26 protein-coding genes and 1 pseudogene are annotated in these 22367 nt (G+C 67.9%); 13 read left to right on the top strand and 14 right to left on the bottom strand.

What is annotated here, in order from left to right:
* Positions 1-13 precede the first annotated feature (13 nt).
* Positions 14-1597: a bifunctional phosphoribosylaminoimidazolecarboxamide formyltransferase/IMP cyclohydrolase gene (gene purH / locus ACM0O9_RS12630; RefSeq protein ID WP_134972282.1), complete on the bottom strand. Its 1584-nt coding sequence runs from the start codon at positions 1595-1597 to the stop codon at positions 14-16.
* A 208-nt stretch (positions 1598-1805) separates the two neighbouring features.
* On the opposite strand from purH, the gene ACM0O9_RS12625 reads away from it, so the two are divergent.
* Genes ACM0O9_RS12625 through ACM0O9_RS12600 form a run of 6 tightly spaced genes read left to right on the top strand, consistent with a single transcriptional unit; the run spans position 1806 to position 7606 of the window.
* Positions 1806-2423, top strand: coding sequence for a CDP-alcohol phosphatidyltransferase family protein (locus ACM0O9_RS12625; protein ID WP_414603840.1), 618 nt, complete (start codon positions 1806-1808; stop codon positions 2421-2423).
* A gap of 34 nt (positions 2424-2457) precedes the next feature.
* Positions 2458-4209, top strand: coding sequence for a bifunctional alpha/beta hydrolase/class I SAM-dependent methyltransferase (locus ACM0O9_RS12620; protein ID WP_235646050.1), 1752 nt, complete (start codon positions 2458-2460; stop codon positions 4207-4209).
* The gene (locus ACM0O9_RS12615) at positions 4209-5537 is read left to right on the top strand and encodes a phosphatase PAP2/dual specificity phosphatase family protein (protein ID WP_414603841.1); all 1329 of its coding nucleotides are present in this window, start codon (positions 4209-4211) and stop codon (positions 5535-5537) included. The genes ACM0O9_RS12620 and ACM0O9_RS12615 overlap by 1 nt, the downstream gene beginning before the upstream one ends.
* On the top strand, positions 5534-5971 hold the full coding sequence (locus ACM0O9_RS12610) for a hypothetical protein (RefSeq protein ID WP_005419714.1): 438 nt from the start codon (positions 5534-5536) through the stop codon (positions 5969-5971). Before ACM0O9_RS12615 ends, ACM0O9_RS12610 begins: the two co-directional genes overlap by 4 nt.
* Before the next feature lie 13 nt (positions 5972-5984).
* Positions 5985-6614: a lysophospholipid acyltransferase family protein gene (locus ACM0O9_RS12605; RefSeq protein WP_005419712.1), complete on the top strand. Its 630-nt coding sequence runs from the start codon at positions 5985-5987 to the stop codon at positions 6612-6614.
* Complete coding sequence (locus ACM0O9_RS12600; RefSeq protein WP_065186303.1) at positions 6611-7606, top strand: phosphatidate cytidylyltransferase; 996 nt, start codon at positions 6611-6613, stop codon at positions 7604-7606. Before ACM0O9_RS12605 ends, ACM0O9_RS12600 begins: the two co-directional genes overlap by 4 nt.
* Positions 7607-7790: 184 nt before the next feature.
* Here the strand turns inward: ACM0O9_RS12600 and fis are convergent, their stop codons facing one another.
* The 3 genes from fis to prmA form a co-directional block, all read right to left on the bottom strand.
* On the bottom strand, positions 7791-8066 hold the full coding sequence (fis, locus tag ACM0O9_RS12595; protein ID WP_005419706.1) for a DNA-binding transcriptional regulator Fis: 276 nt from the start codon (positions 8064-8066) through the stop codon (positions 7791-7793).
* Positions 8067-8181: 115 nt separating this feature from the next.
* Entirely contained in the window at positions 8182-8949 is a 768-nt protein-coding gene (locus ACM0O9_RS12590; RefSeq protein WP_065186304.1) for a DUF3426 domain-containing protein, read from the bottom strand.
* A gap of 42 nt (positions 8950-8991) precedes the next feature.
* A complete protein-coding gene (gene prmA / locus ACM0O9_RS12585; RefSeq protein ID WP_065186334.1) occupies positions 8992-9912 on the bottom strand; it encodes a 50S ribosomal protein L11 methyltransferase in 921 nt (306 codons plus the stop codon).
* Positions 9913-10076: 164 nt separating this feature from the next.
* Here prmA and ACM0O9_RS12580 point away from each other — a divergent pair, with 164 nt between their 5' ends.
* Complete coding sequence (locus tag ACM0O9_RS12580) at positions 10077-11042, top strand: hypothetical protein (RefSeq protein ID WP_065178827.1); 966 nt, start codon at positions 10077-10079, stop codon at positions 11040-11042.
* On the top strand, positions 11039-11413 hold the full coding sequence (locus ACM0O9_RS12575) for a hypothetical protein (protein ID WP_005419699.1): 375 nt from the start codon (positions 11039-11041) through the stop codon (positions 11411-11413). The genes ACM0O9_RS12580 and ACM0O9_RS12575 overlap by 4 nt, the downstream gene beginning before the upstream one ends.
* A gap of 133 nt (positions 11414-11546) precedes the next feature.
* Here ACM0O9_RS12575 and accC read toward each other — a convergent pair whose 3' ends face one another.
* From accC to ACM0O9_RS12555, 4 genes are all read right to left on the bottom strand, one after another.
* Positions 11547-12914 (bottom strand): acetyl-CoA carboxylase biotin carboxylase subunit, encoded by a 1368-nt coding sequence (gene accC, locus ACM0O9_RS12570; RefSeq protein ID WP_005419697.1) that lies wholly within the window; start codon positions 12912-12914, stop codon positions 11547-11549.
* A gap of 10 nt (positions 12915-12924) precedes the next feature.
* A complete protein-coding gene (accB, locus tag ACM0O9_RS12565) occupies positions 12925-13404 on the bottom strand; it encodes an acetyl-CoA carboxylase biotin carboxyl carrier protein (RefSeq protein ID WP_019660824.1) in 480 nt (159 codons plus the stop codon).
* Between the two features lie 59 nt (positions 13405-13463).
* A complete protein-coding gene (gene aroQ, locus ACM0O9_RS12560; RefSeq protein WP_065186305.1) occupies positions 13464-13907 on the bottom strand; it encodes a type II 3-dehydroquinate dehydratase in 444 nt (147 codons plus the stop codon).
* 351 nt (positions 13908-14258) lie between these two features.
* Positions 14259-14987, bottom strand: a complete 729-nt coding sequence (locus ACM0O9_RS12555) for a DOPA 4,5-dioxygenase family protein (RefSeq protein WP_065186306.1) — start codon at positions 14985-14987, stop codon at positions 14259-14261.
* A 165-nt stretch (positions 14988-15152) separates the two neighbouring features.
* On the opposite strand from ACM0O9_RS12555, the gene ACM0O9_RS12550 reads away from it, so the two are divergent.
* A complete protein-coding gene (locus tag ACM0O9_RS12550) occupies positions 15153-15980 on the top strand; it encodes an isocitrate lyase/PEP mutase family protein (RefSeq protein ID WP_065178825.1) in 828 nt (275 codons plus the stop codon).
* 33 nt (positions 15981-16013) lie between these two features.
* Here ACM0O9_RS12550 and ACM0O9_RS12545 read toward each other — a convergent pair whose 3' ends face one another.
* Positions 16014-16547, bottom strand: a complete 534-nt coding sequence (locus ACM0O9_RS12545; protein ID WP_235649046.1) for a hypothetical protein — start codon at positions 16545-16547, stop codon at positions 16014-16016.
* 125 nt (positions 16548-16672) lie between these two features.
* Between ACM0O9_RS12545 and ACM0O9_RS12540 the strand changes: the two genes are divergently transcribed.
* Both ACM0O9_RS12540 and ACM0O9_RS12535 read left to right on the top strand, forming a co-directional pair.
* Positions 16673-17269: an NAD(P)H-dependent oxidoreductase gene (locus ACM0O9_RS12540; protein WP_069139637.1), complete on the top strand. Its 597-nt coding sequence runs from the start codon at positions 16673-16675 to the stop codon at positions 17267-17269.
* A 16-nt stretch (positions 17270-17285) separates the two neighbouring features.
* Complete coding sequence (locus tag ACM0O9_RS12535; RefSeq protein ID WP_032954567.1) at positions 17286-17879, top strand: TetR/AcrR family transcriptional regulator; 594 nt, start codon at positions 17286-17288, stop codon at positions 17877-17879.
* Positions 17880-17892: 13 nt separating this feature from the next.
* Here the strand turns inward: ACM0O9_RS12535 and ACM0O9_RS12530 are convergent, their stop codons facing one another.
* Positions 17893-18675, bottom strand: a complete 783-nt coding sequence (locus ACM0O9_RS12530) for a D-alanyl-D-alanine carboxypeptidase family protein (RefSeq protein ID WP_235649047.1) — start codon at positions 18673-18675, stop codon at positions 17893-17895.
* Positions 18676-18808: 133 nt separating this feature from the next.
* Here ACM0O9_RS12530 and ACM0O9_RS12525 point away from each other — a divergent pair, with 133 nt between their 5' ends.
* Positions 18809-19375, top strand: coding sequence for a GIY-YIG nuclease family protein (locus ACM0O9_RS12525; RefSeq protein ID WP_414603842.1), 567 nt, complete (start codon positions 18809-18811; stop codon positions 19373-19375).
* A gap of 7 nt (positions 19376-19382) precedes the next feature.
* Here the strand turns inward: ACM0O9_RS12525 and ACM0O9_RS12520 are convergent, their stop codons facing one another.
* On the bottom strand, positions 19383-19526 hold the full coding sequence (locus ACM0O9_RS12520; RefSeq protein ID WP_005419683.1) for a hypothetical protein: 144 nt from the start codon (positions 19524-19526) through the stop codon (positions 19383-19385).
* Between the two features lie 98 nt (positions 19527-19624).
* Between ACM0O9_RS12520 and ACM0O9_RS12515 the strand changes: the two genes are divergently transcribed.
* Positions 19625-20536: a LysR substrate-binding domain-containing protein gene (locus ACM0O9_RS12515; RefSeq protein WP_235649048.1), complete on the top strand. Its 912-nt coding sequence runs from the start codon at positions 19625-19627 to the stop codon at positions 20534-20536.
* Here the strand turns inward: ACM0O9_RS12515 and ACM0O9_RS12510 are convergent.
* The 3 genes and pseudogenes from ACM0O9_RS12510 to ACM0O9_RS12500 form a co-directional block, all read right to left on the bottom strand.
* Positions 20520-20864, bottom strand: a complete 345-nt coding sequence (locus tag ACM0O9_RS12510) for a type 2 periplasmic-binding domain-containing protein (protein ID WP_235649049.1) — start codon at positions 20862-20864, stop codon at positions 20520-20522. The two genes, ACM0O9_RS12515 and ACM0O9_RS12510, sit on opposite strands and share 17 nt — an antisense overlap.
* Positions 20771-21235 (bottom strand): annotated as a pseudogene (locus ACM0O9_RS12505) (transporter substrate-binding domain-containing protein); the annotation flags it as partial. The gene ACM0O9_RS12510 and the pseudogene ACM0O9_RS12505, both read right to left, overlap by 94 nt.
* Positions 21236-21507: 272 nt before the next feature.
* On the bottom strand, positions 21508-22347 hold the full coding sequence (locus ACM0O9_RS12500) for an arylamine N-acetyltransferase family protein (protein ID WP_235649050.1): 840 nt from the start codon (positions 22345-22347) through the stop codon (positions 21508-21510).
* Positions 22348-22367: the final 20 nt, after the last annotated feature.

Below are 22367 nucleotides of genomic sequence, written 5' to 3'. Positions count from 1 at the left end.
TGATTGATACGGATCAATGGCGGAAGTGGCGCACGCCGGTGAACACCATGGCCAGGCCATGTTCGTCGGCGGCGGCGATCACTTCGGCATCGCGCATCGAACCGCCCGGCTGGATGACCGCCTTGATGCCGGCGGCAGCAGCGGCATCGATGCCATCGCGGAACGGGAAGAACGCATCGGAGGCCATCACCGACCCCTCGACCACCAGGTTTGCATCGGCGGCCTTGATGCCAGCGATTCGGGCCGAGTACACGCGGCTCATCTGGCCGGCACCGACACCGATGGTGCGGTTGTCCTTGGCATAGACGATCGCGTTGGACTTCACGAACTTGGCAACCTTCCAGGCAAACAGCAGGTCGGTGAACTGCTTGTCGGTCGGCGCCAGCTTGCTGACCACCTTCAGCTCGTCGCGGGTCATGCCGCGGTTGTCCGACGACTGCAGCAGCAGGCCCGAGCCGACGCGCTTGCTGTCGAAGTTGTTCAGGCCATCGCCATGCGGGATGCGCAGCACGCGCACGTTGGCCTTCTTCTGCGCGTATTCCAGGGCGGCCGGCTCGTAGTCCGGGGCGATCAGCACTTCGACGAACTGGCGGTCGAGGATCACCTTGGCGGTGGCGGCGTCCAGCGGCTTGTTGAAGGCGATGATGCCGCCGAAGGCGCTGGTCGGGTCGGTGGCGTAGGCCAGCTCGTAGGCATCGCCGTTGCCGGCACCGACGGCCACGCCGCACGGGTTGGCGTGCTTGACGATGACGCAGGCCGGCGCGTCGAACTGGCGCACGCATTCCCACGCCGCATCGGCATCGGCCAGGTTGTTGTAGCTCAGCTCCTTGCCCTGCAGCTGCTGGAAGGTGGCCAGCGTGCCCGGCACCGGGTACAGGTCGCGGTAGAACGCGCCGCTCTGGTGCGGGTTCTCGCCGTAGCGCAGGTCCATCACCTTCACGAAGGTGGAGTTCATCTGCGCCGGGTACTCGGCACGGGCCGGCACGGCGGCGTCGGTGGCGGTGACCGCCGACAGGTAGTTGCTGATCGCCGCATCGTACTGGGCGACACGGTTGAACGCGGCCACCGAGAATGCGAAGCGGGTGGCGGCCGTCAGCTGGCCGTTGTTGGCCTCCAGCGAGGCCAGCAGCTCGGGGTACTGCGACGGGTCGGTGGCCACTGCCACGCGGGCGAAGTTCTTGGCCGCCGAACGCAGCATGGCCGGGCCGCCGATGTCGATGTTCTCGACCGCGTCGGCCAGGGTGCAGTCGGCCTTGGCGGTGACCGATTCGAACGGGTACAGGTTCAGCACCAGCAGGTCGATGGCGCCGATGCCGTGCTCGGCCATCACCGCGTCATCCAGGCCGGAGCGGCCCAGCAGGCCGCCGTGCACCATCGGGTGCAGGGTCTTGACCCGGCCGTCCATCATTTCCGGGAAACCGGTGACCTCGGCCACGTCCTTCACTGCTAGGCCCGCCTCGCGGATCGCCTTGGCGGTGCCGCCGGTGGACAGCAGCTCCACGCCGCGTGCCGCCAGCGCAGTGGCCAGCTCGACCAGACCGGTCTTGTCGGAAACGGAGAGGAGGGCCCGGCGGACGGGCAACAGATCAGCAGTCATGGGACAGAATCGGCAGCGGAGCGGGGCCGATATTGTAGGCGGTGGCGGCCGATGGCGGGCGCTGGTGGTGGCAATCAACCCGCACCGATGGCCTGTGGCCGCCTTCAGCACCGTCTGGACGGGGGCGGTCCGCAATCAATTCGATGGGGCACGCTGCCCCAATCGGGTAGGCTGTGCGGGAACTGCCAAGGATCAGCGGGTTCGGATCGTGTCGATCTATGCATTGAAAGGACGTTTTCAGGACCTCCTGCGTCCAGCCGTACGCGGCCTGTACCGCATGGGGATCACCGCCAATGCGGTGACCGTGGCCGCTGCCGTGGTCTCGCTGCTGGTGGCCGGCGCCGTCTGGTGCTGCGCGCCGGCGCAGCCATGGCTGTACCTGCTGCTGCCGCTGTGGATGCTGCTGCGCATGGCGCTCAACGCGGTGGACGGCATGCTGGCCCGCGAATTCGGCCAGCAGTCGCGGCTGGGTGCCTATCTGAACGAATTGTGCGATGTGATCGCCGATGCGGCGCTGTACCTGAGCCTGCTCAGCGTGCCGGGCGTGCGCCCGGAGGCGCTGTGGCTGCTGGCCTGGACCGCGGCGCTGAGCGAATACGCCGGCGTGCTGGGGCTGATGGTCGGCGCCAGCCGCCGCTATGACGGCCCGATGGGCAAGAGCGACCGCGCCTTCGTGATCGGTGCGCTGGGCCTGCTGCTGGCGTTTGAGTGGGTTGACGCGATGACGGTCACGGGCGTGGCCGCGGCCATGGCGGTGCTGTGCGTGCTGACGATGATCAACCGGGTCCGTCGCGGACTGCGGGAAACCGCAGTTTCGCCAAATTAATCAAGCAGATAGAAAAAGACAATCAGGAGATTGCATGCGTCAGGCGCAGGAACGGGAATTCCACAGCTTCGACCAGGTACCGCTGTTCTACCGGTACTGGGCGGGCACCACCGCAGCGCCGGCCACCAAGGCCATCGTGCTGCTGCACCGCGGGCACGAGCACTCCGGGCGTGTTACCCATCTGGTCGATGAGCTGGACCTGCCTGACACCGCCTTCTTCGCCTGGGATGCGCGCGGCAATGGCCGTTCGCCGGGCGCGCGTGGCGATGCACCGGGCTTTCCGGCGCTGGTGCGCGACCTGGACAGCTTCATCGCCCACATCGGCGCCGAGCATGGCATCGCGGTGGAAGACATCGTGGTGATCGCGCAGAGCGTGGGTGCCGTGGTCGCCGCCACCTGGGTGCACGACTACGCGCCGCGCCTGCGCGCGCTGGTGATGGCCTCCCCGGCGTTCAAGGTGAAGCTGTACGTGCCGTTCGCACGCCCGGGCCTGGCCTTGATGCAGAAGCTGCGCGGCAACTTCTTCGTCAACAGTTACGTCAAGCCGCAATGGCTGACCCACGATCCGGCGCGGGTGGAAAGCTACCGCACCGATCCACTGATCACCCGGCCGATCTCGGTGCGCGTGTTGCTGGGCCTGTATGAGGCGGCCGATCGCATCGTCGCCGATGCGCAGGCGATCAGCGTGCCGGTGCAGTTGCTGGTGTCCGGCTCGGACTTCGTCGTGCACCGTGGCCCGCAGGACCGCTTCTACGAGCGCCTGTCCAGCCCGATCAAGGAGCGCGTGCATCTGCCGGGCTTCTTCCACGACACGCTGGGCGAGCGTGATCGGGCACCGGCACTGGCACGTATCCGCAGCTTCATCCAGGCGCGATTCGCCGAACCGTTGCGCGAGTTGTCGCGGCGCGATGCGCACCGCCATGGGCCGACATTTGAGGAGTCTGAAATCCTGGCCTGGCCGCCCGAGCGCAACAGCCTGGCCGACCTGCGCTGGCGCGTGGTGCGCGGTGGCCTGCGCTTTGGCGGCAGACTGTCCGAAGGCATTGCACTGGGCCTGCAGACCGGTTTCGATTCGGGCAGCACGCTGGACTACATCTATCGCGACGAAGCACGTGGCAAGGGCCCGTTGGGGCGCCTGGTCGACCGCAACTACCTGGATGCGATCGGCTGGCGCGGCATCCGCATTCGCGGTCGGCACCTGCAGGAACTGCTGCGCGATGCCGCCCAACGCCTGCGCGGGCAGGGCATGCCGGTGCGCGTGCTGGACGTGGCCGCTGGCCATGGCCGTTATGTACTGGAAGCGCTGGGCCAGGGCGAGCAACGCGCCGAGCGCATCGTGCTGCGCGACTTCAGCGGTCTGAACGTGACCCAGGGCCAAGCGTTGATCGAGCGCCTCGGTGCGTCCGACATCGCCCGTTTCGAACAGGGCGATGCGTTCGATCCGGTGCAGCTGGCGCAGGTCGATCCGGCGCCGACGCTGGCGGTGGTATCGGGCCTGTACGAACTGTTCCCCGACAACGACGCCGTGCTGTGCTCGCTGCAGGGCATCGCCGCAACGGTGCCGATGGGTGGCTACCTGGCCTACACCGGCCAGCCCTGGCACCCGCAGCTGGAGTTCATCGCCCGCGCGCTGACCAGTCATCGTGGTGGCGCTGCTTGGGTGATGCGCCGCCGCACCCAGCAGGAAATGGATGAACTGGTGCGCCTGGCCGGGTTCGAGAAAGTGGCGCAGCGCATCGATGACTTCGGCATCTTCACTGTGTCGCTGGCACGCCGGACCGCGTGATGGCGACGCTGGCTGCAACTCCGCTTGCCACGGCGGGGCGCCCCTGGCGGCGCGCGCTGCTGTGGCTGGCCCTGCTGGGCCCGTTCTTCTTTGCCAGCTACGGCTTCGCCAACTGGATGGCCGGCCGCCACGCCGAACTGCCGGTGATGGCGTTCGGCTGGGAAACGCAGATTCCGTTCATGCCATGGACGATCGTGCCGTACTGGTCGATCGACCTGTTCTACGCGGTCTCGTTCTTCCTGTGCCGGCAGCGCCTCGAACTGGACCGGCACGCATTGCGGCTGTTCAGTGCACAGCTGATCGCCGTGAGCTGCTTCCTGCTGTGGCCGCTGCGCTTCAGCTTCGAGCGGCCGGAGATCGGCGGCGTGTTCGGTTGGCTGTTCGATGTGCTGCTGGGTTTCGACAAGCCGTTCAACCAGGCGCCATCGCTGCACATCGTGCTGCTGATCGTGCTGTGGGTGAAGTTCGCGCAGTACCTGCACGGTGCCTGGCGCTGGGTCCTGCATGTGTGGGCGCTGCTGATCGGCGTCTCGGTGTTGACCACGTTCCAGCATCATTTCATCGACATCCCGACCGGGCTGCTGGCCGGCTGGCTGTGCGTGTGGCTGTGGCCGGAGCAGGGCACGCCACCGCTGCGGGCCTGGCGCATCGCGCGGCATGCCAAGCGGTGGCGATTGGCTGCGCTGTACCTGCTGGCGGCCGCCGTGCTGCTGGTGCCGGTGGTCCTGCTGCGGGGTACGGCGTTGTGGCTGCTGTGGCCGGTGGTGTCGCTGATGCTGGTGGCGCTGGCGTATGCCGGGCTGGGCACGGCGGTGTTCCAGAAGCGCGCCGATGGTCGCCTGACCATGGCGGCACGCTGGCTGCTGGCACCGTACCTGGGCGCCGCCTGGGTCAACTCGCGGCTGTGGACACGGCGTGCACCGCAGCCGGTGCCGGTGCTGGACGGCGTGTGGCTGGGCCGGATTCCCTGCACGGTATTGCCGGCACCTTTGGTGGGCGTGGTCGATGCCTGCGCCGAGCTGTCCTGCTGCGCGCCGGGTGCGGCGTATGCCAGCGTGCCGATGCTGGACCTGGTGGTGCCCACGCCGGAGCAGCTGCGCGAGGCCGCCGAGGCCATCGGGCGTCTGCGGCCGCAGGGGCCGTTACTGGTGTGCTGTGCACTGGGCTATTCGCGCAGTGCCGCCAGCGTGGCGACGTGGCTGCTGCGCACGGGCCATGCCGCGGAAGTCGGAGCGGCGGTCGCCATCGTGCGTGCGGCACGCCCCGGCATCGTGCTGGGCCCGGAGCATCTGCAAGCCATCACCGCAGCGGCTGGAGTGCGCGCATGAGTGCCGTTCCCGATCTGGCGACCATGCAACTGCTGCTGCGCCAGGGACGCTGGCCCGCGCTGCTGTCGCTGGGGCTGCTGCTGGTGGCGCTGCTGCTGCTGGGCATCGAAGCGGGGTTGGCGATGATCGCCGCCGGGCTGTTGCTGCTCAGTGTGGGCGCTGGGCTCGTGCAGGCCTACCATGCATGGCGGGTCGGGCTGGACGCGAGCCTGCTGCAGCTGTTGCGCGATGAAGGCCTGGAAGGCGAAGCCGCTGCACGCCGTACCGACCAGCTGCTGCAGGACAGTGGCCTGCGCCGCACACCGGCCGATGCGCCGCTGCGCGGCTGGGACGTGCGTTGGGCCGGCATGCGCCGGCTGCTGCTGCGCCAGTACCTGCTGACGGCAGTGCAGGCCGCACTACTGGTGCTGGCCGTAGTGTGGCCGCAGACGTGAACGGGAGGGACCGATGTTCGCCGAACTGATTGCACGCGCTTGCAGTGGCGCGATCCACGTGGTGACCGGCGCCCGTGCGCTGTGGATCGGCTGTGCGCCGTCCAGCGAGCGCCGCGTGTACTACGGCAACCACGCCAGCCATGGTGACTTCGTGCTGATCTGGTCGTCGATGCCGCCCGCGCTGCGGCGACAGGTACGCCCGGTGGCCGCCGCCGAATACTGGCAGCGCGACGGCCTGCGCCGCTACCTGATCGATGCGGTGTTCAACGGTGTACTGGTAGAGCGTGAGGCCGGGCACCGCCAGCAGGACCCGTTGCAGGTGCTGCGCGATGCGGTCGACGAAGAGTGCTCGCTGATCCTGTTCCCGGAAGGCACGCGCAATGTGGGCGATGAGCCGCTGCTGCCGTTCAAGAGCGGCATCTACCACCTGGCGCGGCAACGGCCGGAGCTGGAGTTCGTGCCGGTGTGGATCGACAACCTGAAGCGGGTGATGCCGAAGGGCCGGTTCCTGCCGCTGCCGCTGCTGTGCACGGCTACGTTCGGCACGCCGCTGCGGCTGCAGGCCGACGAGGACAAGGCTGCATTCCTGGCCCGCAGCCGGCAGGCGCTGCTGGACCTGGCGCCGAATGGAGGGCGCGCATGAGCTATCTGATGGACGTGTCCGGTGACCTGGCCGCGCGCAGCGTGGGCCAGCAGACCGGTCTGCTGTTTGCCGGCGTCGGCGTGGTGCTGGTGCTGGCCACGCTGGTGGCCGAGACCCTGCGCTGGCGGCAGCGTGGGCAGCCCAGTGCAGTGATCGCCAACCTGGTGTCGCGCATCCGCGCCTGGTGGGTGATGGCGATCGTGGTCGGGCTGGCGCTGTTCTTCGGTCGCGCCGGGGTGATCGTACTGTTTGCGATCATCTCGCTGTTCGCGCTGCGCGAGTTCATCACTCTGGCACCGACCCGCTCGGGCGACTACTACGCGCTGCTGGCCGCGTTCTACATCGTGCTGCCGTGGCAGTACTACCTGGTGTGGATCGACTGGTACGGCATGTACACGCTGCTGATTCCGGTCTACGCATTCCTGTTCCTGCCGATCCTGTCGACCATCGGTGGCGATACCACGCACTACCTGGAGCGGACGGCGAAGGTGCAGTGGGGGCTGATGATCTGCGTGTTCTGCATCTCGCATGTGCCGCTGCTGCTCAACCTGCATGTGCCCGGGCATGACCCGGCGCGCAACGTGCTGCTGTTTGCCTTCCTGGTGATCGTGGTGCAGTCCTCGGATGTGCTGCAGTACATCTGGGGCAAGCTGCTGGGCCGGCACCTGATCGCCCCGAAGCTATCGCCGTCGAAGACGGTGGAGGGCTTCGTGGGCGGCGTGCTGAGTGCCAGTGCGCTGGGTGCGGCACTGTGGTGGATCACCCCGTTCACGCCGCTGCAGGCGTTCGGCCTGTCGCTGCTGATCAACCTGATGGGGTTCTGGGGGGGGCTGGTGATGTCGGCGATCAAGCGCGACCGTGGCATCAAGGACTGGGGCCACATGATCGAGGGCCATGGCGGCATGCTCGACCGGCTGGATTCGGTGTGCTTCGCCGCGCCGGTGTTCTTCCATGTGGTGCGGTATTACTGGAAGGCGGGCGGGGGCGGGTGATCCTACCGGGCCTTCATCCACGCATGGCGTGGATCTACTGACGGGCGGGGGCGGTTGACTTTGCCGGGCTTCCATCCACGCATGGCGTGGATCCACCGGTAGTGCCGGCCGCTGGCCGGCAACTGCAACTCCCTGCCATCGTTCATGGGGTTGCCGGCCAGCGGCCGGCACGACCCACGCGCGCTTACGCGCTGATGCCGTATTCCTTCAGCTTCTTGCGCAGGGTGGCGCGGTGGATGCCCAGCATCGCCGCGGCGCGGCTCTGGTTGCCTTCGCAGTGGTTGAGCACTTCCACGAACAGCGGGATTTCCATCTCGCGCAGCACGATCTCGTAGACATCGTCCGCGTCGCAGCCATCAAGGTCACGCAGGTAGCGGCGCACGGACTGGGCGACGTGTTCACGCAGCGGTGGCCGGGGAGCGCCACGACTGTTGTCAGGACGAGAGAGGACAGCGTTCAAGGGGGTTCCCGATTCGGTTGGCCCGTGCGCGCGGAGCGCGCGGCCGGACGAGGTGGTGGCGGCCAGTCTAGCGCGAGCGTGCCCGACCTGCCACGGCTGGTCGCCTCTATCCTGCTCAGAGGAAGTCGAAGGTGAATGCGACGGTGGATGCGGCGGGTTCCTGCACGCGGAACGCAATGCGTGCACTCTGGCCAGGTTCCAGCACGGCCGCGCCGGGGTTCTCGCCGAGGTACTGCGCCGGTGCGAACACGCCGCTGCCGATCACCCGGCCATCGGCGTCAGACAGCGACAGGCGCAGATCCGGCCAGGCCTGTGCCCAGCGCGCATCGTTGCGGATGCTGGCCTGCACCTGCAGTACGCCCGCCTGGCCCGGCACGGGGCGGATCTCGCGGCTGGTCATGGTGAACGCGGTGGGGTCATGCCAGGCCGGCAGGCTGCAGCGCAATACGCCGCACAGTGCGCCCAGCCAGGCGCGGTTGCCGGCGTCGGCGGCCAGTCGCGCACGATCGGCCAGCACGCTCTGCAGGACCAGCAGCAGTGCCAGTCCGGCGACCAGCCCCCAGTGCCAGCGTGGCGTCGGCAGTGCGCGTGGCCGCGAGGTGCCCAGGAAACTGGGTGCATCTCCGGCCACGGCCTGCGGAGCCGGAGCGGCAAGGACGGGTTCGATCACGGCCGCTTCGTCGGGGTTGACGATGTCATCGCACTGTCGCGTTTCCGCCATCGGTGGCGGCGCCGCTTCGAGGGGGGTGCGGGCTTGGGCTGGCGGGATGTCATCCATCGCCGGGTCGGGCGTGCGTGAATCGGTCGCAGGTGCAGCCTCGCCTTCCGACGCGGGGCGCAGGAAGGTGGCCAAGGGGCGGCGCGGCGGGTTCGGCTCGGACATGCTCAGGGTGCGGGCTCGGATCCAGCGGTCATTCAATCACGATCAGGCGCGGCGTACGCCGGTGATGCGCATCCAGTCGCCATCCTGGGTCGCCTGCAGGTCGTTGAACCACGCGGCGTAGCGCTGCAGCAGTTCGCCTTCCTGGCCATGCAGGATGCCGGACAGGGCGATGCGGCCGCCGGCAGCGACGCGCGCGGCCAGCAGCTCGGCCAACGCGTCCAGTGCCGAGGCAAGGATGTTGGCGACCACGATCGGGTAGGTGGCGACCGGTTCGTCCTGCGGCAGGTACACGTGCATGCGTGCCTGCTCGCCGTTGCGCTCGGCATTGTCGGCGGTGGCGACCAGCGCCTGTGGATCGTTGTCCACGCCGACCGCTTCGGCGGCACCCAGCTTCAGCGCGGCCAGGGCGAGGATGCCCGAGCCGCAGCCGAAGTCGAGCACGCGCTGGCCCTGCAACTGGCCGTCCACGGCCAGCTGGTCCAGCCAGCGCAGGCACAGGGCGGTGGTCGGGTGGGTGCCCGAGCCGAAGGCCAGGCCCGGGTCCAGCCGCACCACGGCGGCATCGGCGGCCTGCGCGGCGTCCGGCAGTTCATGGTTCCACGGCACGATCCAGGTACGGCTGCCGAAATCCATCGGCTGGAACTGGTCCAGCCAGGCGCGTTCCCAGTCTTCATCCTCGACGGCGCGGAAGCTGCCGTTGCTCCAGTCCAGTTCCGGATCGAACGATTCCAGCGCGGCCAGCAGCAACAGTGCATTGCTGTCGGCGGGGAACAGTGCGCTCAGCACCAGGGTGTCCCACAGCGGCGTTTCACCCACGCCGGGTTCGAGGATGGCCTGTTCGTTGCTGGTGTCGGCTTCGGCATCGAGCAGGGTCACAGCCAGTGCGCCGACGTCCTCCAGCGCATTTTCATAGCGGGGCTGGGTGGCTTCGGTGCAGCGGAGGGTCAGTTCCAGGAACGGCATGGCGGTGGGGGCAATCACGGGAAAGGGGGCCATGCTAGACCATCGGAGCGTCTCCGTATCGCGTGAGATGCCACCTTGAGATGAACGGGGGCAGTTCAGACAGGCCTGCCGGGCCTTGCTAAACTCGTCACTTTCCTGTGCGCCGTGAACGCTCACCGCCGCCGATGGCCTTCGCCCCGACCCTGAAAACCTGGTTGCTCGTGCTGCCGGCGGTGGCCGTGCTGGGCGTGGCCGGGTACCGGGCCAGCGGCCATGCGGCGGGCGTGGCATCACCGTCGCCGGACCTGCCGACCGTCGTGGCCAGCCGCGACAGCGGAGCGGCGTTGCCGGTGGTGCCGGAAGCCCTGGCGCGCCGGCTGGCCACCGTCGAGCGCGGCAACACGCTGCCGTCGGGCCTGCCGCTGGACCTCCGCGCCGACATCGAAGACGCCAGCGATCTGTACGCCTACGCCCAGCGACTGCGCGTGCAGGCCGATACAGGTAACCATGAAGCGCGCTGGATGCTCAGCCGCGTGTACGACTATTGCGCGCAGTACGCACTCGATCCGGGTGGCTACCGCCTGGACAACAACGTGTTGAGCGGGTTGGGCCTGACCGCGGCGCCGGCGATGATCGAGGCCCGCGAGCGCGTGGCGCAGCGGTGTGGCGGCTTCGTTCCGGGCGACAAGCTGGGCGCTGCGCTGGTGCTGGCCGAACGCCGCAAGGCGGCCGCGCAGGGCAACCTGGCCGCAGAAGCATCGTTGTTCGCCGAGGGTGAGCCGTTGCATGACAGTGCCGAGTACCGCCGCGACCTGGTCGAGCGCGTGCGCACTTCGCGTGACCCGGAGGCCTATATGGCGATCGCGCCGGGCATGGGCGTGCGTGCCGCCGGTGACAGCGCACTCGACGGCCTGGTGGCGGGCGAACAGCTCAGTGAGCTTGCATGGCGGCTTGCGGCCTGCGAACTCGGTCTACCGTGTGGAGCGGACAGCGTGCTGGTCAACAGTTTTTGTGCGAACGGAGGGATCTGTTCGCAGGATGGAGCGCAGGATTTCCGGGATTTCGTGTATGACGCTGCGGTATCGCGGCAAGGTGCTGGGAAAATGAAGGAATGGATCAAGCGATTGATTGGAAAGAGGGACGGGCGATGAATTACCGTCGATTCCTGCATGGGGCCAAGTTCTGGTTCTGGGTGGCGCTGTTCGTGGCCTACTCTGCCGGTGCGGTCGGCCTGCTGATGATCGATACCTACGAGGATCGGTACCGGCATCTGTCGAAGGTGGAACTGACCACGGTGAAGGCGCAGGAAGACGTGCGCCGCGCCGGCGCCAGCCAGGTCGCTGCGGTCTATCGCGCGCAGACGGGCATGCCGTTCGCTTCACTGCCGGCTGGCAGCACCTTCCAGGTAGTTTGGCCGGATGGCTCGACCGAGACCATGGTGATCGTCGATCCGACCTCGCCCAATGGCGTGCGGCCGCTGGCCAATTCGCAGATTCCGGCGACCGCGGCGGACGCGCGCTGAGGCCGCATCAGTAGAGCCGAGCCATGCTCGGCTGCACTCGCCCGCAAGCCGGGAACGGCTCGGCGCTGCCGGAAGGAAAACAGGAAAGGGCGGGAATATCCCCGCCCTTTCCATGTCCAGCATCGGGTGACGATCAGGTCAGCGCGATCGGCTTGTTCTTGCGTTCGGCAAGGCGCTTTTCCAGGTAGTGGATGTTCTGTCCACCGGCCTGGAAGCCCTTGTCGCGCATGATCCGCTGCTGCAGGGCGATGTTGGTCTTGATGCCATCGACCACCATCTCGCTCAGCGCCACCCGCATGCGGGCGATGGCGGTTTCGCGGTCCGGGCCGTGCACGATCAGCTTGCCGATCATCGAGTCGTAGTTGGACGGCACGCGATAGCCACTGTAGATGTGGGTATCCACGCGCACGCCGGGGCCGCCCGGCGGATGGAAGCCGGTGATGGTGCCCGGGCTCGGCACGAAGGTCTCAGCATCTTCGGCGTTGATGCGGCACTCGATGGCATGGCCGGTCAGTACCACGTCGCTCTGCTTGATCGACAGCTTCTGGCCAGCGGCGATCTTCAGCTGCTCGGCCACCAGGTCGATGCCGGTGACCATTTCGGTGACCGGATGTTCCACCTGGATGCGGGTGTTCATTTCGATGAAGTAGAAGCGGCCGTCCTCGTACAGGAACTCGAACGTGCCCGCGCCACGGTAGCCGATGCGGATGCAGGCTTCGGTGCATACCTTGCCGATCTGCTCGCGCTGTTCGGCGGTGATGCCCGGTGCCGGTGCTTCTTCCACCACCTTCTGGTGGCGGCGCTGCATCGAGCAATCGCGTTCGCCGAGGTGGATGGCGTTGCCCTGGCCGTCGGCCAGCACCTGGATCTCCACGTGGCGCGGGTTCTCCAGGAACTTCTCCATGTAGACCTCGCCATTGCCGAACGCGGCCTTGGCCTCGCTCTTGGTGGTTTCGATCGAGGTCTTCAGCGAGGCTTCGGCGTGCACGACGCGCATGCCACGGCCACCGCCACCGCCGGCCGCCTTGATGATGACCGGATAACCGATCTCACGGGCGATCTTGGTGTTGGCGACGATGTCATCGCCCAGCGGGCCGCCCGAACCGGGCACGCACGGCACGCCGGCGGCCTTCATCGCGCGGATGGCTTCGACCTTGTCACCCATCATGCGGATGGTGTCAGCCTTGGGGCCGATGAAGATGAAGCCAGACTCTTCCACGCGCTCGGCGAAGTCGGCGTTCTCCGACAGGAAGCCGTAGCCCGGGTGGATGGCCTGGGCGTCGGTGACTTCAGCAGCGGCGATCAGTGCCGGGATGTTGAGGTAGCTCTGCGGCGACGGCGCCGGACCGATGCAGACCGACTCGTCGGCCATGGCCACGTGCTTGAGGTTGCGGTCGACCGTGGAGTGCACGGCCACCGTGCGGATGCCGAGGGTGTGGCACGCGCGCAGGATGCGCAGCGCGATCTCCCCTCGGTTGGCGATGACGACTTTGTCGAGCATGGCGCGCCCCTCAGCCGATCACGAACAGCGGCTGGTCGAACTCCACCGGCTGGCCGTTCTCGCCGAGGATGGCGACGATGGTGCCGGACGTGTCGGCTTCGATCGGGTTGAACATCTTCATCGCTTCGATGATGGCCAGGGTTTCGCCTTCCTTGACCTGCTGGCCCACGGTGACGAAGGCCGGCTTGTCCGGGGCGGACGAGGCATAGAAGGTGCCGACCATCGGCGAGCGCAGCACGTGGCCTTCCGGCAGCGCCGGGCCCGGCTTGGCGGTGCCGCCGGTGGACGCTTCGGTCGGCGACTGCATCGGCATGGCCTGCGCCGCCGGCGCCGCCGGGGCGGCGTACACCGGAGCAGCGACCGGTGCGGCATAACCAGCGACCGGAGCGCGCGACAGGCGCACCGACTCTTCGCCTTCCTTGATTTCGATTTCAGCCAGGTTCGACTCTTCCAGCAGGTCGATCAGCTTCTTGATTTTGCGCAGATCCATGAGGGCCTCTTTGGTTTCTATCTAGGTGAGGAGAGCGCCGTGGGCGCCCGGGTCGACAATCAGGTGGCGGATACGCGCAGCAGCGCCGCGTCCATCGCGTAGCGGTAGCTGTCGGCACCGAAGCCGCACACCACGCCCACCGCCTTGTCACTGAAGTAGCTGTGCTGGCGGAAGGGTTCGCGGGTATGCGGGTTGGACAGGTGGATCTCGATGAACGGCACCGCCACCGCTGCCAGCGCATCGCGCAGGGCCACCGAGGTGTGGGTGAAGGCGGCGGGGTTGATCAGGATGAAAGCGGTTCCGTCGTTGCGCGCAGCCTGCACGCGGTCGACCAGCACATGCTCGGCGTTGGACTGCAGGCTCTCCACGGCGTGCCCGGCAGCCGATGCCTGCGCGGCCAGGGCCTGGTCGATGTCGGCCAGCGTGGTGTGGCCGTACACCTCCGGCTCGCGGGTGCCGAGCAGGTTGAGGTTGGGGCCGTGCAGGACCAGCAGCTTCGCCATGGGATCCGGAAGACGGGAAAGGGCGGCAGTCTGGCGGAACCGGTGGATGCTGTCCAGTTCGGCGAAGTTTGCAGCGTTTCAATCGTATGTTTGAAACGTGCCGGAGGGCCTGTGGCTGTATGGCGGACGCCGGATCAAGGCGCGCTGAACGTCGTGCAGGCGGTGGATGCGAGCACATAGGCCGACGATCACGGCAGGGCCGGGCGAGGGGCGATGCCGCAACGGCCCATGATGCGGTAGATCCACGCCATGCGTGGATGAAGGAAGTGCGGCGCGCAGCAAGCTACGCAGCCACCGAGGGGGCTGCCCAAGGTGCGCTGCCCCCCCCCAGCGCCCCAATCGGACATCCGCTCAGGTTTCCAGCGGCACCGTCGGCACCACGTTCGGGAATACCTCCTCCAACGGCTCCTGTTCCCCCGGTTGTGGCGCCGGCCAGTTGTAGGCGTTCACCGGCTGCGCGCGGTTCACCCACAAGGCGTAATACAGGTGATCGGCGCGACCGTCGCCGGTATTGGGGTGGATCAGGATGGTCAGCCCCAGGCTGTTGAGCTGCAGCCACGGCACCAGCACCGGCAGCAGGTCGTTGGTGAAGCCGAAGTAGAAAGAGGGCGTGACGTGCGGGCCGCGCGGCTCCAGGTTCCAGTTGCCCAGCTCCACCGGGAAGCGCTCGGCGGCCCAGCGCCGCAGCAGGGCTGCCTTCTCGAAGCTGTCCTCATCGAAATAGATATGGGCGTGGTAGCTCTTGATGTCGGTGTAGGCGCGCGGGGCGGTGGGCAACGTGGCCTCGCCGGGGCGCACGCTGGCCGGGCGCGGGGTCGGTTCGCTGGCCGTGGCCTGGCCCCAGGGGCTGCGGCCCTTGGGCGCTGGCGGAACGATGGCGCGGAAGCCAGGTCGCCCGGGTTCGGTGGTGTTCACGGCGCTGCCGACGCGCGCGGCGGCGGTGGCGGTGGACGCGCTGGCCAGGCCGCCGGCGGCCAGGCCGGCCGACGCGATCAGGCGCCGGCGGGCGGGCGAGAGCAGGTCGGCCCAGTGGGCGTCATCGTCGCCTGCGTCGGTGAGGGGATGCGGGTCCGGGTGCATGAGGGGCTCCGTGGCGGCATTGTGGGGGCAGGCGTCCACGCTCGGGCAGGGCTGCCGGTGGCGTCCAATAAGCAGCCGGCATCACTTCATGCACGGCTGCCTTCGTCGCCTTGAGCGCGACCGAACGGCGGGCTAGGGTGCAGGTCTACTGCCCCGGAGCCCGCCATGGCCTCGCCTGATGCCGACACCCTGCGCAAGCGCGCCAGCTTCCGCCAGTTGCATGCAGCAGGATGCTTCGTGCTGCCCAATCCGTGGGACGTGGGCAGTGCGCGCTATCTGCAACGGCAGGGCTTCCAGGCCCTGGCCACGACCAGTGCCGGCTGCGCCTGGAGTGAGGGGCGGCCGGACGGCGCGGTATCGCTGCAGGCCACGCTGGAGCACCTGCGACTGATGGCGGCGGCGACCCCGTTGCCGTTGAATGCCGACTTCGGTGATGGTTTCGGCGCTACGCCACAGGCGGTGGAGGAGGCGGTAGCCGCGGCGCTCGCTACCGGCATCGCGGCGTTGTCGATCGAGGACGCCAGCGGCCTGGCCGATGCACCACTGAGGCCCATCGAGCAGGCGGTCGAGCGATTGCGCGCGGCGCGTGCGGCCATCGACCGCGCGGGCGGCGACGTGCTGCTGGTCGGGCGAGCGGAGAACTTCTTCGTGGGCGTACCGGATCTGCAGGACACCCTGCGGCGCCTGCGTGCCTACGCCGAGGCCGGTGCCGATGTGCTGTATGCACCGGGCATCAGTACGCGCGAGCAGATCAGTGCGGTGGTCGCCGCCGCGGGCTCGAAGCCGGTGAACCTGCTGGTCGCTGGACCCACAGCACTGAGCCTGCAGGACATCGCCGCACTTGGCGTTCGCCGGGTCAGCCTGGGCGGTGCGCTGGCGCGTGCCGCGTGGGCTGGACTGATGCAGGCGACCCAGCCGATCGTGCAGGACGGACGCTTCAATGGCCTGCAGCAGGCGGCGTCCGGGGCTGCCTTGAACGCGTTGTTCCAGTAGCCCCGCGCCCTGCATGACGGGAAGGGCCGGTGACTACAACGCCTCGATCTCCCGCTTGGGCAGGATCACGCCGGGTTCCAGCGCTGGCAGCAGTTGGCGAAGCAGGCGCGGATTGTCCTGCAGCCCCGTGCCGTCCAGATACGTCCACCCGGAACCGCCAATGCGGCGCACGGCCACCATGAACGTGGTGCTGCGCATCGGGGTTTCACGCACCCGTACCAGGGATTGGCGTGGCACGAAGCAGACTTCTTCCTCCCCGGCCGCATAGGTCCGGGTCGGCACACCGACGTCTTCGCTGATGACCACCACGCCGCCGCTGTGCTGCCTCTTCAGCGCATCGCGGGTGATCGCCTGGAAGGCCTCATCGCCGCCGGCCAGCCGCTTGAGGCTGGGATGCGTACGCTCGATGAGGAAGTCCGCATCGCCGCGGGCGTAGGCAGTCATCAGGGCGCGCACATCATCGCGCAGGGCCTTCGCGTCACTGGGACTGAGTTCACCCGCGAAGGCGGATGGCAGCAACAGCGACAGCAGCAGCGTCAGTATCGTCAGGGGCAGGCGTCGATCCATGTCCGGGTGTCCCACAGGGCATCGCTGCACTATACGTTGGACGCGAAAACAGCGTCCCATCGGTGGCGCTGGTTTCCCCGGAATCGCTACTTACCATTGGTAGGTATAGATTCCTGGAGATCCCCATGCACAGCCTCATTGTCATCGCCCACCCTGAGCCCGGTTCGCTGACCCACGCGATGGCGCGTCGCATCGGTGATGCCATTGCCGCGGCCGACACCGGCAACACCGTGGCCTACGCCGACCTGATGGCCGAAGGCTTCGATCCGCGCTTCAACCCGCAGGACCAGGCGTTGTTCCGCGGCACCGGCGCGGTACCCGCCGATGTCGCTGCCGAGCACGCGCGGCTGGATGCCACCGATACCCTGGTGCTGGTGTTCCCGTTGTACTGGTGGTCGTTCCCGGCGCTGCTGAAAGGCTGGATCGACCGTGTGTTCACCAACGACTGGGCCTACGCACAGGATGCGCAGGGCAGGCTGGTGAAGAAGCTGCAGCGCCTGAATGTGCATCTGGTCGGCTTGGGCGGCGCCGACGCAGCCATGGTCGAACGTCGTGGCTACGACGCGGCAATGAGGACGCAGATCGACATGGGCATCTTCGACTATTGCGGCGCACGCGTGCTGTCGTCCCATCTGCTGCTGGACGCCGATACCGGTGCCGCTGACGCGCATCTGCAGACCGCGCTGGCGATCGGCCGTAAAATTGGTGTTCCAATGCGCTGATCGCCGTGCGCCGCCGATGCCCGCCAACGCCACCCCCACGCGCCGCCGAATGACCCGGGAGCAACGCACCCGCCAGTTGCTGGATGTGGCCTGGGCACTGGTCCGCGGAGAAGGTACCGGAGCGTTGACGCTGGGGCGGCTGGCCGAGGCGGCGGGCGTGACCAAGCCTGTGGCCTACGATCACTTCGTGACCCGCAATGGCTTGCTGGCGGCGCTCTACGATGACTATGACGGACGCCAGACCGTGGTCTTCCACGAGCGCATCGGCCGCGCCCGGGCGCAACTGGTCGATCGGGCGGCGGCCATCGCCTCCGGCTACATCGACTGCGTCCTCAGCCAGGGCAGTGAAGTGCAAGGCATCCTCGCCGCGCTGGTGGGGGCGCCGGAACTGCATGAGGTGCGGCGGCGCTACCAGCAGGATTTCATCGACAACTGCCAGGTCTGGCTGGGCCCGTTCGCCGCCGACGGCACGGTGTCGCTGGCGGGGCGCTGGGCCATCCTCGGTGCGGCTGAAGCCCTTTCAGAGGGTGTGGCTGCCGGCGCGCTGGACAAGGCCGGTGCCGTGGCCGAGCTGCAGCGGCTGATCGTGGCGACGGTCAAGCGGCGCTGAGCCGCACGAGCGGTCAGCCGCCGGCCAGGGCGGCGAATCCCGCGGCCAGCTGGTCGCGCACCAGTGCGTCGCGCGCGTCGCGGCTTGCAGAGCCCAGCACCACGGTGATCAGCCGTACCGGCTGGTCCCGCCCGGATACTGGCCGGCACGCGGTGGCGGCCAGGCAGAAGCCTGCGGCCTGGGTGTAGCCGGTCTTCAAGCCGTCCACGCCGTCTTCGCCGAGCAGGGCGTTCTGGTTGCTGCGGTTGAAGCTGCCATGGGCGAACGCGCGCTGCGCGGTGATCGCCAGGATCTGCGGATGGTCGTTCAACAGGCGGGCGGCCAGCACCGCCATGTCGCGCGCGCTGGAGACATGGTGCGGTGTGGTGATGCCGGACACGCTGGCAAACCAGGTGCTGCGCAGCCCGAGCTGGCGTGCGTGCCGGTTCATGCGTTCCAGGAATGCGGCCTGCGATCCGTCCAGGTGACGCGCGATCGCCAATGCAGCGTCATTGCCGGAAACCACCATCAACCCTTCCAGCAGGCGTGCCAGAGTGATTGTCTCGCCGGGCACCAGGCCCATGCGCGTTTCATCATCGGCCACGGCATGCACATCGTCGGCGGCGATGGTGACCGGGTCGTCCCACGAGCGTCCGTTCTCTTCGACGCACGCATAGGCGGCGTAGGCGGTCATCAGCTTGGTCAGCGATGCCGGTTGCCGCGCGGTTTCAGCGTCGTGCTGGTGGATCACCGCGGAGGTTGCCGCTTCCAGGGTGATGGACGAAATCGGTAGGGGGGCGGGCGCAGCAGACGGCATGGCGGGCGGAGATGGCAGCGACGGTCAGCAAGAATAGTTCGTGCCGGCTGCACGAAGCCGCACTGCCGGAGCGCTGCAGCGTCCACGGCAACGCCCGGTTGCGCCCGGGCTGGGGTCGAGGCAGCCTGCGCACATGCAATCGGATATCCGCATCGACGGTCGTGTCTTCACCTACGTCTTCCCGTGTGCGTGGGAGGACTACGCGAAGATCGGCTTTTCACGTGATCCGCTCGGACGCATCAGCGCATTGCATCGGCGATGGTTCGAGTTCTTCGATCTCGATGCCGGTGCGCTGGTGGAAGCGGAGGGCGAGCGCGATGCACGTGATCTGGAGCTGCAGCTGCGTTCGCCGTTCAAGGCGCACCGCGCACCGGCACCGATGACGATCCAGCACAAGGCTGGGGGTTGTACTGAATGGGTACGTGGTGCCAACCAGGCCTTGTCGCTGGCAATTGCTGCGTTGGGTGAACAAGGCTATCGCTGTTACCCGCTGAAGGCATGGCTGCAGGCGGCGCTGCGCCTGCGCATGGACCGGCTGCACGACTGGGCTGTGGTGCAGCTTCCGGAAGAAGAAGGCCTGCGGATTCCCGGTGGCCCCGGTGAGGGCGTGCTGCGTGACACGCTCGACGGTTGCCGGGCACTGGATATCGATCCAATGCCCTGGCTGCCTGAATACGTCCAACGCTGGTACACAGGTTGAGCCGCGTTCAACGGGTCCCCGGCTGCTGAACCGGCGCGGCCGGTTGCGCCGCGCACGCAGGGGAGGCGGTGGACGGGCTGGCCAGCTGGCGTGCCAGCTCGGCGTTGGCCACATGGCCGTGCAGGAACAACAGGCTGCCGAAGATGTTCATGAGCGTGCCTCCACTTGAGTGGATTGCACGATACGGGCAGCATGGAAGCGCAAAAAGAGACATTTCCGCAAGCATGCCTTGAGAGGAATTCAAGCCTGATGTCCCGTCCGCCCCTTCATGCCCTGCAGGGATTCGTGGCCGCCGCGCGGCTGGGCAACCTGTCACGGGCAGCGGCGTCGATGAATCTGACCGTCAGTGCGCTCAGCCATCAGATGCGCCAGCTGGAAGAGCGGCTCGGGCAGCCACTGCTGGTCCGCCAACCGCGTGGCGTCGCCCTCACCCTGGAGGGGCAGCGCCTGCTCGACCAGGTCGGCCCGCATCTGGATGCGATCAACGAAGCTTTCCAGCCCTATGCGGCCCGCGCCGAGCACGTGCTGACGATCAGTGCGGTGCCGTCGATGGCGTCGGCGTGGCTGGTGCCGCGCTTGGGTCACTTCGTGGCTGAGCACCCACAGATCGAGATCAACCTGCAGTCGAGTGAGCGCCTGATTGATTTCGAGCGGCAGCGCCAGTTCGACGCCGCGCTGCGGCTGGGCAGCGGGCAGTGGCCGGGCCTGGTGGTTGAGCCGCTGTTCGACGAGTGGCTGCTGCCGATGGCGAACCCGGCGCTGATCGAACGTATGGGAGGGATCGACCGGGTGCCACTGAACCAGTGGCCACTGCTGGGGGACCCCGATGGTGCGTGGGGGGCCTGGTTCGCGTTGAGCGGGCAGACCCCGCCGTCGCGCTTCGTAGCGGTGCTGGATGATTCGGAGGCACACCACCGTGCGGCGCTGGACGGGGTGGGCGTGGCGCTGGGGCGGGTGACGCGGGCGCGCTTGTTGCTGGATTCCGGCCAACTGGTTGCGCTGTCCAACCTGCGCCTGAAAACCGCCTGGCCGCATTGGCTGGTCTACCCGCAGCGTTCGGCCCGCCACCGCGGCTTTCTTGCCTTCCGCGACTGGCTGCACGCGCAGGCTGCCGAACACGTGCGGCACATGGCGGACGCTACACTCATCGCACCAGCGTGACCGCCTGCCCGCCACGCGCGAATGCCTCTTCCAGCAGCGAGCAGGCCTTGATCGCCTGCACTTCCTTGAACAGCGCCTGCAGCGCGTCGGCGGGGCGCGATGCCGGCGCCGCCACCGCCTGCTGGATCGCGGTGAAACGGTCGGCCAGCACGCGGTGGCCGGGATGCGCCCGCGCCCATGCTTGCAGCGGCTGGCGCACGCCGGCGGCGGCATCCAGGCGCTGCAGATCGAACAGGGTGATCGCAGCCGCCGACGTCTCGGCCCGTTCGATCGTGGCGTGGCGCAGTTCGCGGCTGAGAAACAGGTCGTAGGCTGCACCGCGGCCCACCGCGATGCGCAGCCCTCGCGGTCGAGGTCGGTCACCTGCTGCGCGGGACTGTCCTCGCGCACCAGATAGGTGCCTTCGATCTCCACGTACGGAGCACTGAAGGCGATGCGGTCGGCGCGTGCCGGATCGATGGCCAGGAAGGCCAGATCCCAGCCGTCTTCGCCTGCCGCAGCGACCACCGAGGCTGCGGCATCGTGACAGGTGAAGCGTGCCTGCACACCCAGGCGCTGCGCCAATGTCGTGGCCAGCTCCACCGACGGTCCACGCGGTGAGTGCGCATCGCCCTGCGCCAGCACCGGGTTGCCCAGGTTGATCGCCACGCGCAGGAAACCCTGCGGTGCCAGCGCACTTTGGTGTTCGGCCAGGGACATGCAGGACTCCGCGAGGAAAGGGGCACCCAGCATGCCAGCACTGCCCTGCAAGGGGTGTCATGCTGCACGACTGCAGGATGGCCCACCTTCCGTTTGCCGACGAGGCCGCAGGTGTCGGTATGGACTTGGAGGTGAGCCTGGCGCGTGGCCGAGATCTGCGACAGTGAAGGCAACCGCATTGCGTTGCAGGCGCACGCAGCTCTGTAGAGCCGAGCCCACGCTCGGCTGCTGTTGGCCCAGCCGCCCAAGCTCAGCCGAGCATGGGCTCGGCTCTACAAGGTCGCGGCGCGTGAGCGCTGCAGCCAGTCGTTGATCGCCGGATCGAGCCGCGGGTCGTCCGGCAGCTGCATGCCGAAGCCTTGCTGCAGCACGTCGCGCACGTCGGCAACATCCTGCAGCGGACGCTTGTCCGGTGCCTGGCCGGGGCGGTACTCGGTGTAGTTGCCGCTGCCGATGGTGCGTCGCCAGTCCGGCCCGGTCAGCGACGCGCGCAGCTGGCCAGGGAAGCTGGAGTCGGGATGGGTGCACACGTACCAGTTGCCCACCACGTTGTCGATCGGTGCCGGCACGTGCAGGTCGAAACGGTACATCGCCCGCCAGCCGTCAGCGGATTCGGCGGACAGCACGAAATCCCCCTCGCCGGGCAGCCGCTGCAGCAGATAGCGTTCGTGCGGCGTGGCTTGCGGTTGCGGATCATGCAGCCGCAGCGGCACGGTCGGGGTCAGGCTGCCGAAACCGGCATCCACCAGCCAGTCATCGCCGTCCACCTGCACGCGCAGCAGCAGGTGGGTCCGTGCGGTCAGTTCGCCGTCCTGGGCAGCCAGCAGCACGCGCGCGCTCAATGGCTGTGCATCGAAGCCCAGCGCCTGCAGCAGCGCCAGCAGGCCGCCGTTGAGTTCGAAGCAGTAGCCGCCACGACGGTCGTCGAGCAGCTTGCGCTGCACGCTGTCCAGGTCGATCGGTACCGCATCGCGCAGCAGGCAGCTGAGGGTCTCGAACGGCAGCACTGCGTTGTGACGCTGCTGCAGCAGGGTCAGCCCGGCCAGCGTCAGCGGTGGCGGGGCATCCAGCTGCAGGCGCTGCAGGTAGAGGGGGACATCGAGCGTCGTCATGGCGGCACCGGGCGGGAGGG

Source organism: Stenotrophomonas sp. FR012, assembly GCF_047520565.2.
Lineage (GTDB): Bacteria > Pseudomonadota > Gammaproteobacteria > Xanthomonadales > Xanthomonadaceae > Stenotrophomonas > Stenotrophomonas sepilia.
The sequence above is the reverse complement of the archived record's forward strand: the minus strand, read 5'-3'. Positions and strand labels throughout refer to the sequence as shown.

What these genes read in the sequence shown, in the direction of transcription:
- ACM0O9_RS12575 (WP_005419699.1), top strand. Translation starts at nt 11,039, where the DNA reads ATGAATTACCGTCGATTCCTGCATGGGGCCAAGTTCTGGTTCTGGGTG.
- ACM0O9_RS12555 (WP_065186306.1), bottom strand. Translation starts at nt 14,987, where the DNA reads ATGCACCCGGACCCGCATCCCCTCACCGACGCAGGCGACGATGACGCC.
- accB (WP_019660824.1), bottom strand. Translation starts at nt 13,404, where the DNA reads ATGGATCTGCGCAAAATCAAGAAGCTGATCGACCTGCTGGAAGAGTCG.
- ACM0O9_RS12600 (WP_065186303.1), top strand. Translation starts at nt 6,611, where the DNA reads ATGAGCTATCTGATGGACGTGTCCGGTGACCTGGCCGCGCGCAGCGTG.
- ACM0O9_RS12500 (WP_235649050.1), bottom strand. Translation starts at nt 22,347, where the DNA reads ATGACGACGCTCGATGTCCCCCTCTACCTGCAGCGCCTGCAGCTGGAT.
- ACM0O9_RS12530 (WP_235649047.1), bottom strand. Translation starts at nt 18,675, where the DNA reads ATGCCGTCTGCTGCGCCCGCCCCCCTACCGATTTCGTCCATCACCCTG.
- ACM0O9_RS12515 (WP_235649048.1), top strand. Translation starts at nt 19,625, where the DNA reads ATGTCCCGTCCGCCCCTTCATGCCCTGCAGGGATTCGTGGCCGCCGCG.
- accC (WP_005419697.1), bottom strand. Translation starts at nt 12,914, where the DNA reads ATGCTCGACAAAGTCGTCATCGCCAACCGAGGGGAGATCGCGCTGCGC.
- ACM0O9_RS12605 (WP_005419712.1), top strand. Translation starts at nt 5,985, where the DNA reads ATGTTCGCCGAACTGATTGCACGCGCTTGCAGTGGCGCGATCCACGTG.
- ACM0O9_RS12545 (WP_235649046.1), bottom strand. Translation starts at nt 16,547, where the DNA reads ATGGATCGACGCCTGCCCCTGACGATACTGACGCTGCTGCTGTCGCTG.
- ACM0O9_RS12550 (WP_065178825.1), top strand. Translation starts at nt 15,153, where the DNA reads ATGGCCTCGCCTGATGCCGACACCCTGCGCAAGCGCGCCAGCTTCCGC.
- ACM0O9_RS12525 (WP_414603842.1), top strand. Translation starts at nt 18,809, where the DNA reads ATGCAATCGGATATCCGCATCGACGGTCGTGTCTTCACCTACGTCTTC.
- ACM0O9_RS12615 (WP_414603841.1), top strand. Translation starts at nt 4,209, where the DNA reads ATGGCGACGCTGGCTGCAACTCCGCTTGCCACGGCGGGGCGCCCCTGG.
- ACM0O9_RS12590 (WP_065186304.1), bottom strand. Translation starts at nt 8,949, where the DNA reads ATGTCCGAGCCGAACCCGCCGCGCCGCCCCTTGGCCACCTTCCTGCGC.
- ACM0O9_RS12520 (WP_005419683.1), bottom strand. Translation starts at nt 19,526, where the DNA reads ATGAACATCTTCGGCAGCCTGTTGTTCCTGCACGGCCATGTGGCCAAC.
- prmA (WP_065186334.1), bottom strand. Translation starts at nt 9,912, where the DNA reads ATGCCGTTCCTGGAACTGACCCTCCGCTGCACCGAAGCCACCCAGCCC.
- ACM0O9_RS12535 (WP_032954567.1), top strand. Translation starts at nt 17,286, where the DNA reads ATGCCCGCCAACGCCACCCCCACGCGCCGCCGAATGACCCGGGAGCAA.
- ACM0O9_RS12540 (WP_069139637.1), top strand. Translation starts at nt 16,673, where the DNA reads ATGCACAGCCTCATTGTCATCGCCCACCCTGAGCCCGGTTCGCTGACC.
- aroQ (WP_065186305.1), bottom strand. Translation starts at nt 13,907, where the DNA reads ATGGCGAAGCTGCTGGTCCTGCACGGCCCCAACCTCAACCTGCTCGGC.
- ACM0O9_RS12580 (WP_065178827.1), top strand. Translation starts at nt 10,077, where the DNA reads ATGGCCTTCGCCCCGACCCTGAAAACCTGGTTGCTCGTGCTGCCGGCG.
- ACM0O9_RS12610 (WP_005419714.1), top strand. Translation starts at nt 5,534, where the DNA reads ATGAGTGCCGTTCCCGATCTGGCGACCATGCAACTGCTGCTGCGCCAG.
- ACM0O9_RS12620 (WP_235646050.1), top strand. Translation starts at nt 2,458, where the DNA reads ATGCGTCAGGCGCAGGAACGGGAATTCCACAGCTTCGACCAGGTACCG.
- purH (WP_134972282.1), bottom strand. Translation starts at nt 1,597, where the DNA reads ATGACTGCTGATCTGTTGCCCGTCCGCCGGGCCCTCCTCTCCGTTTCC.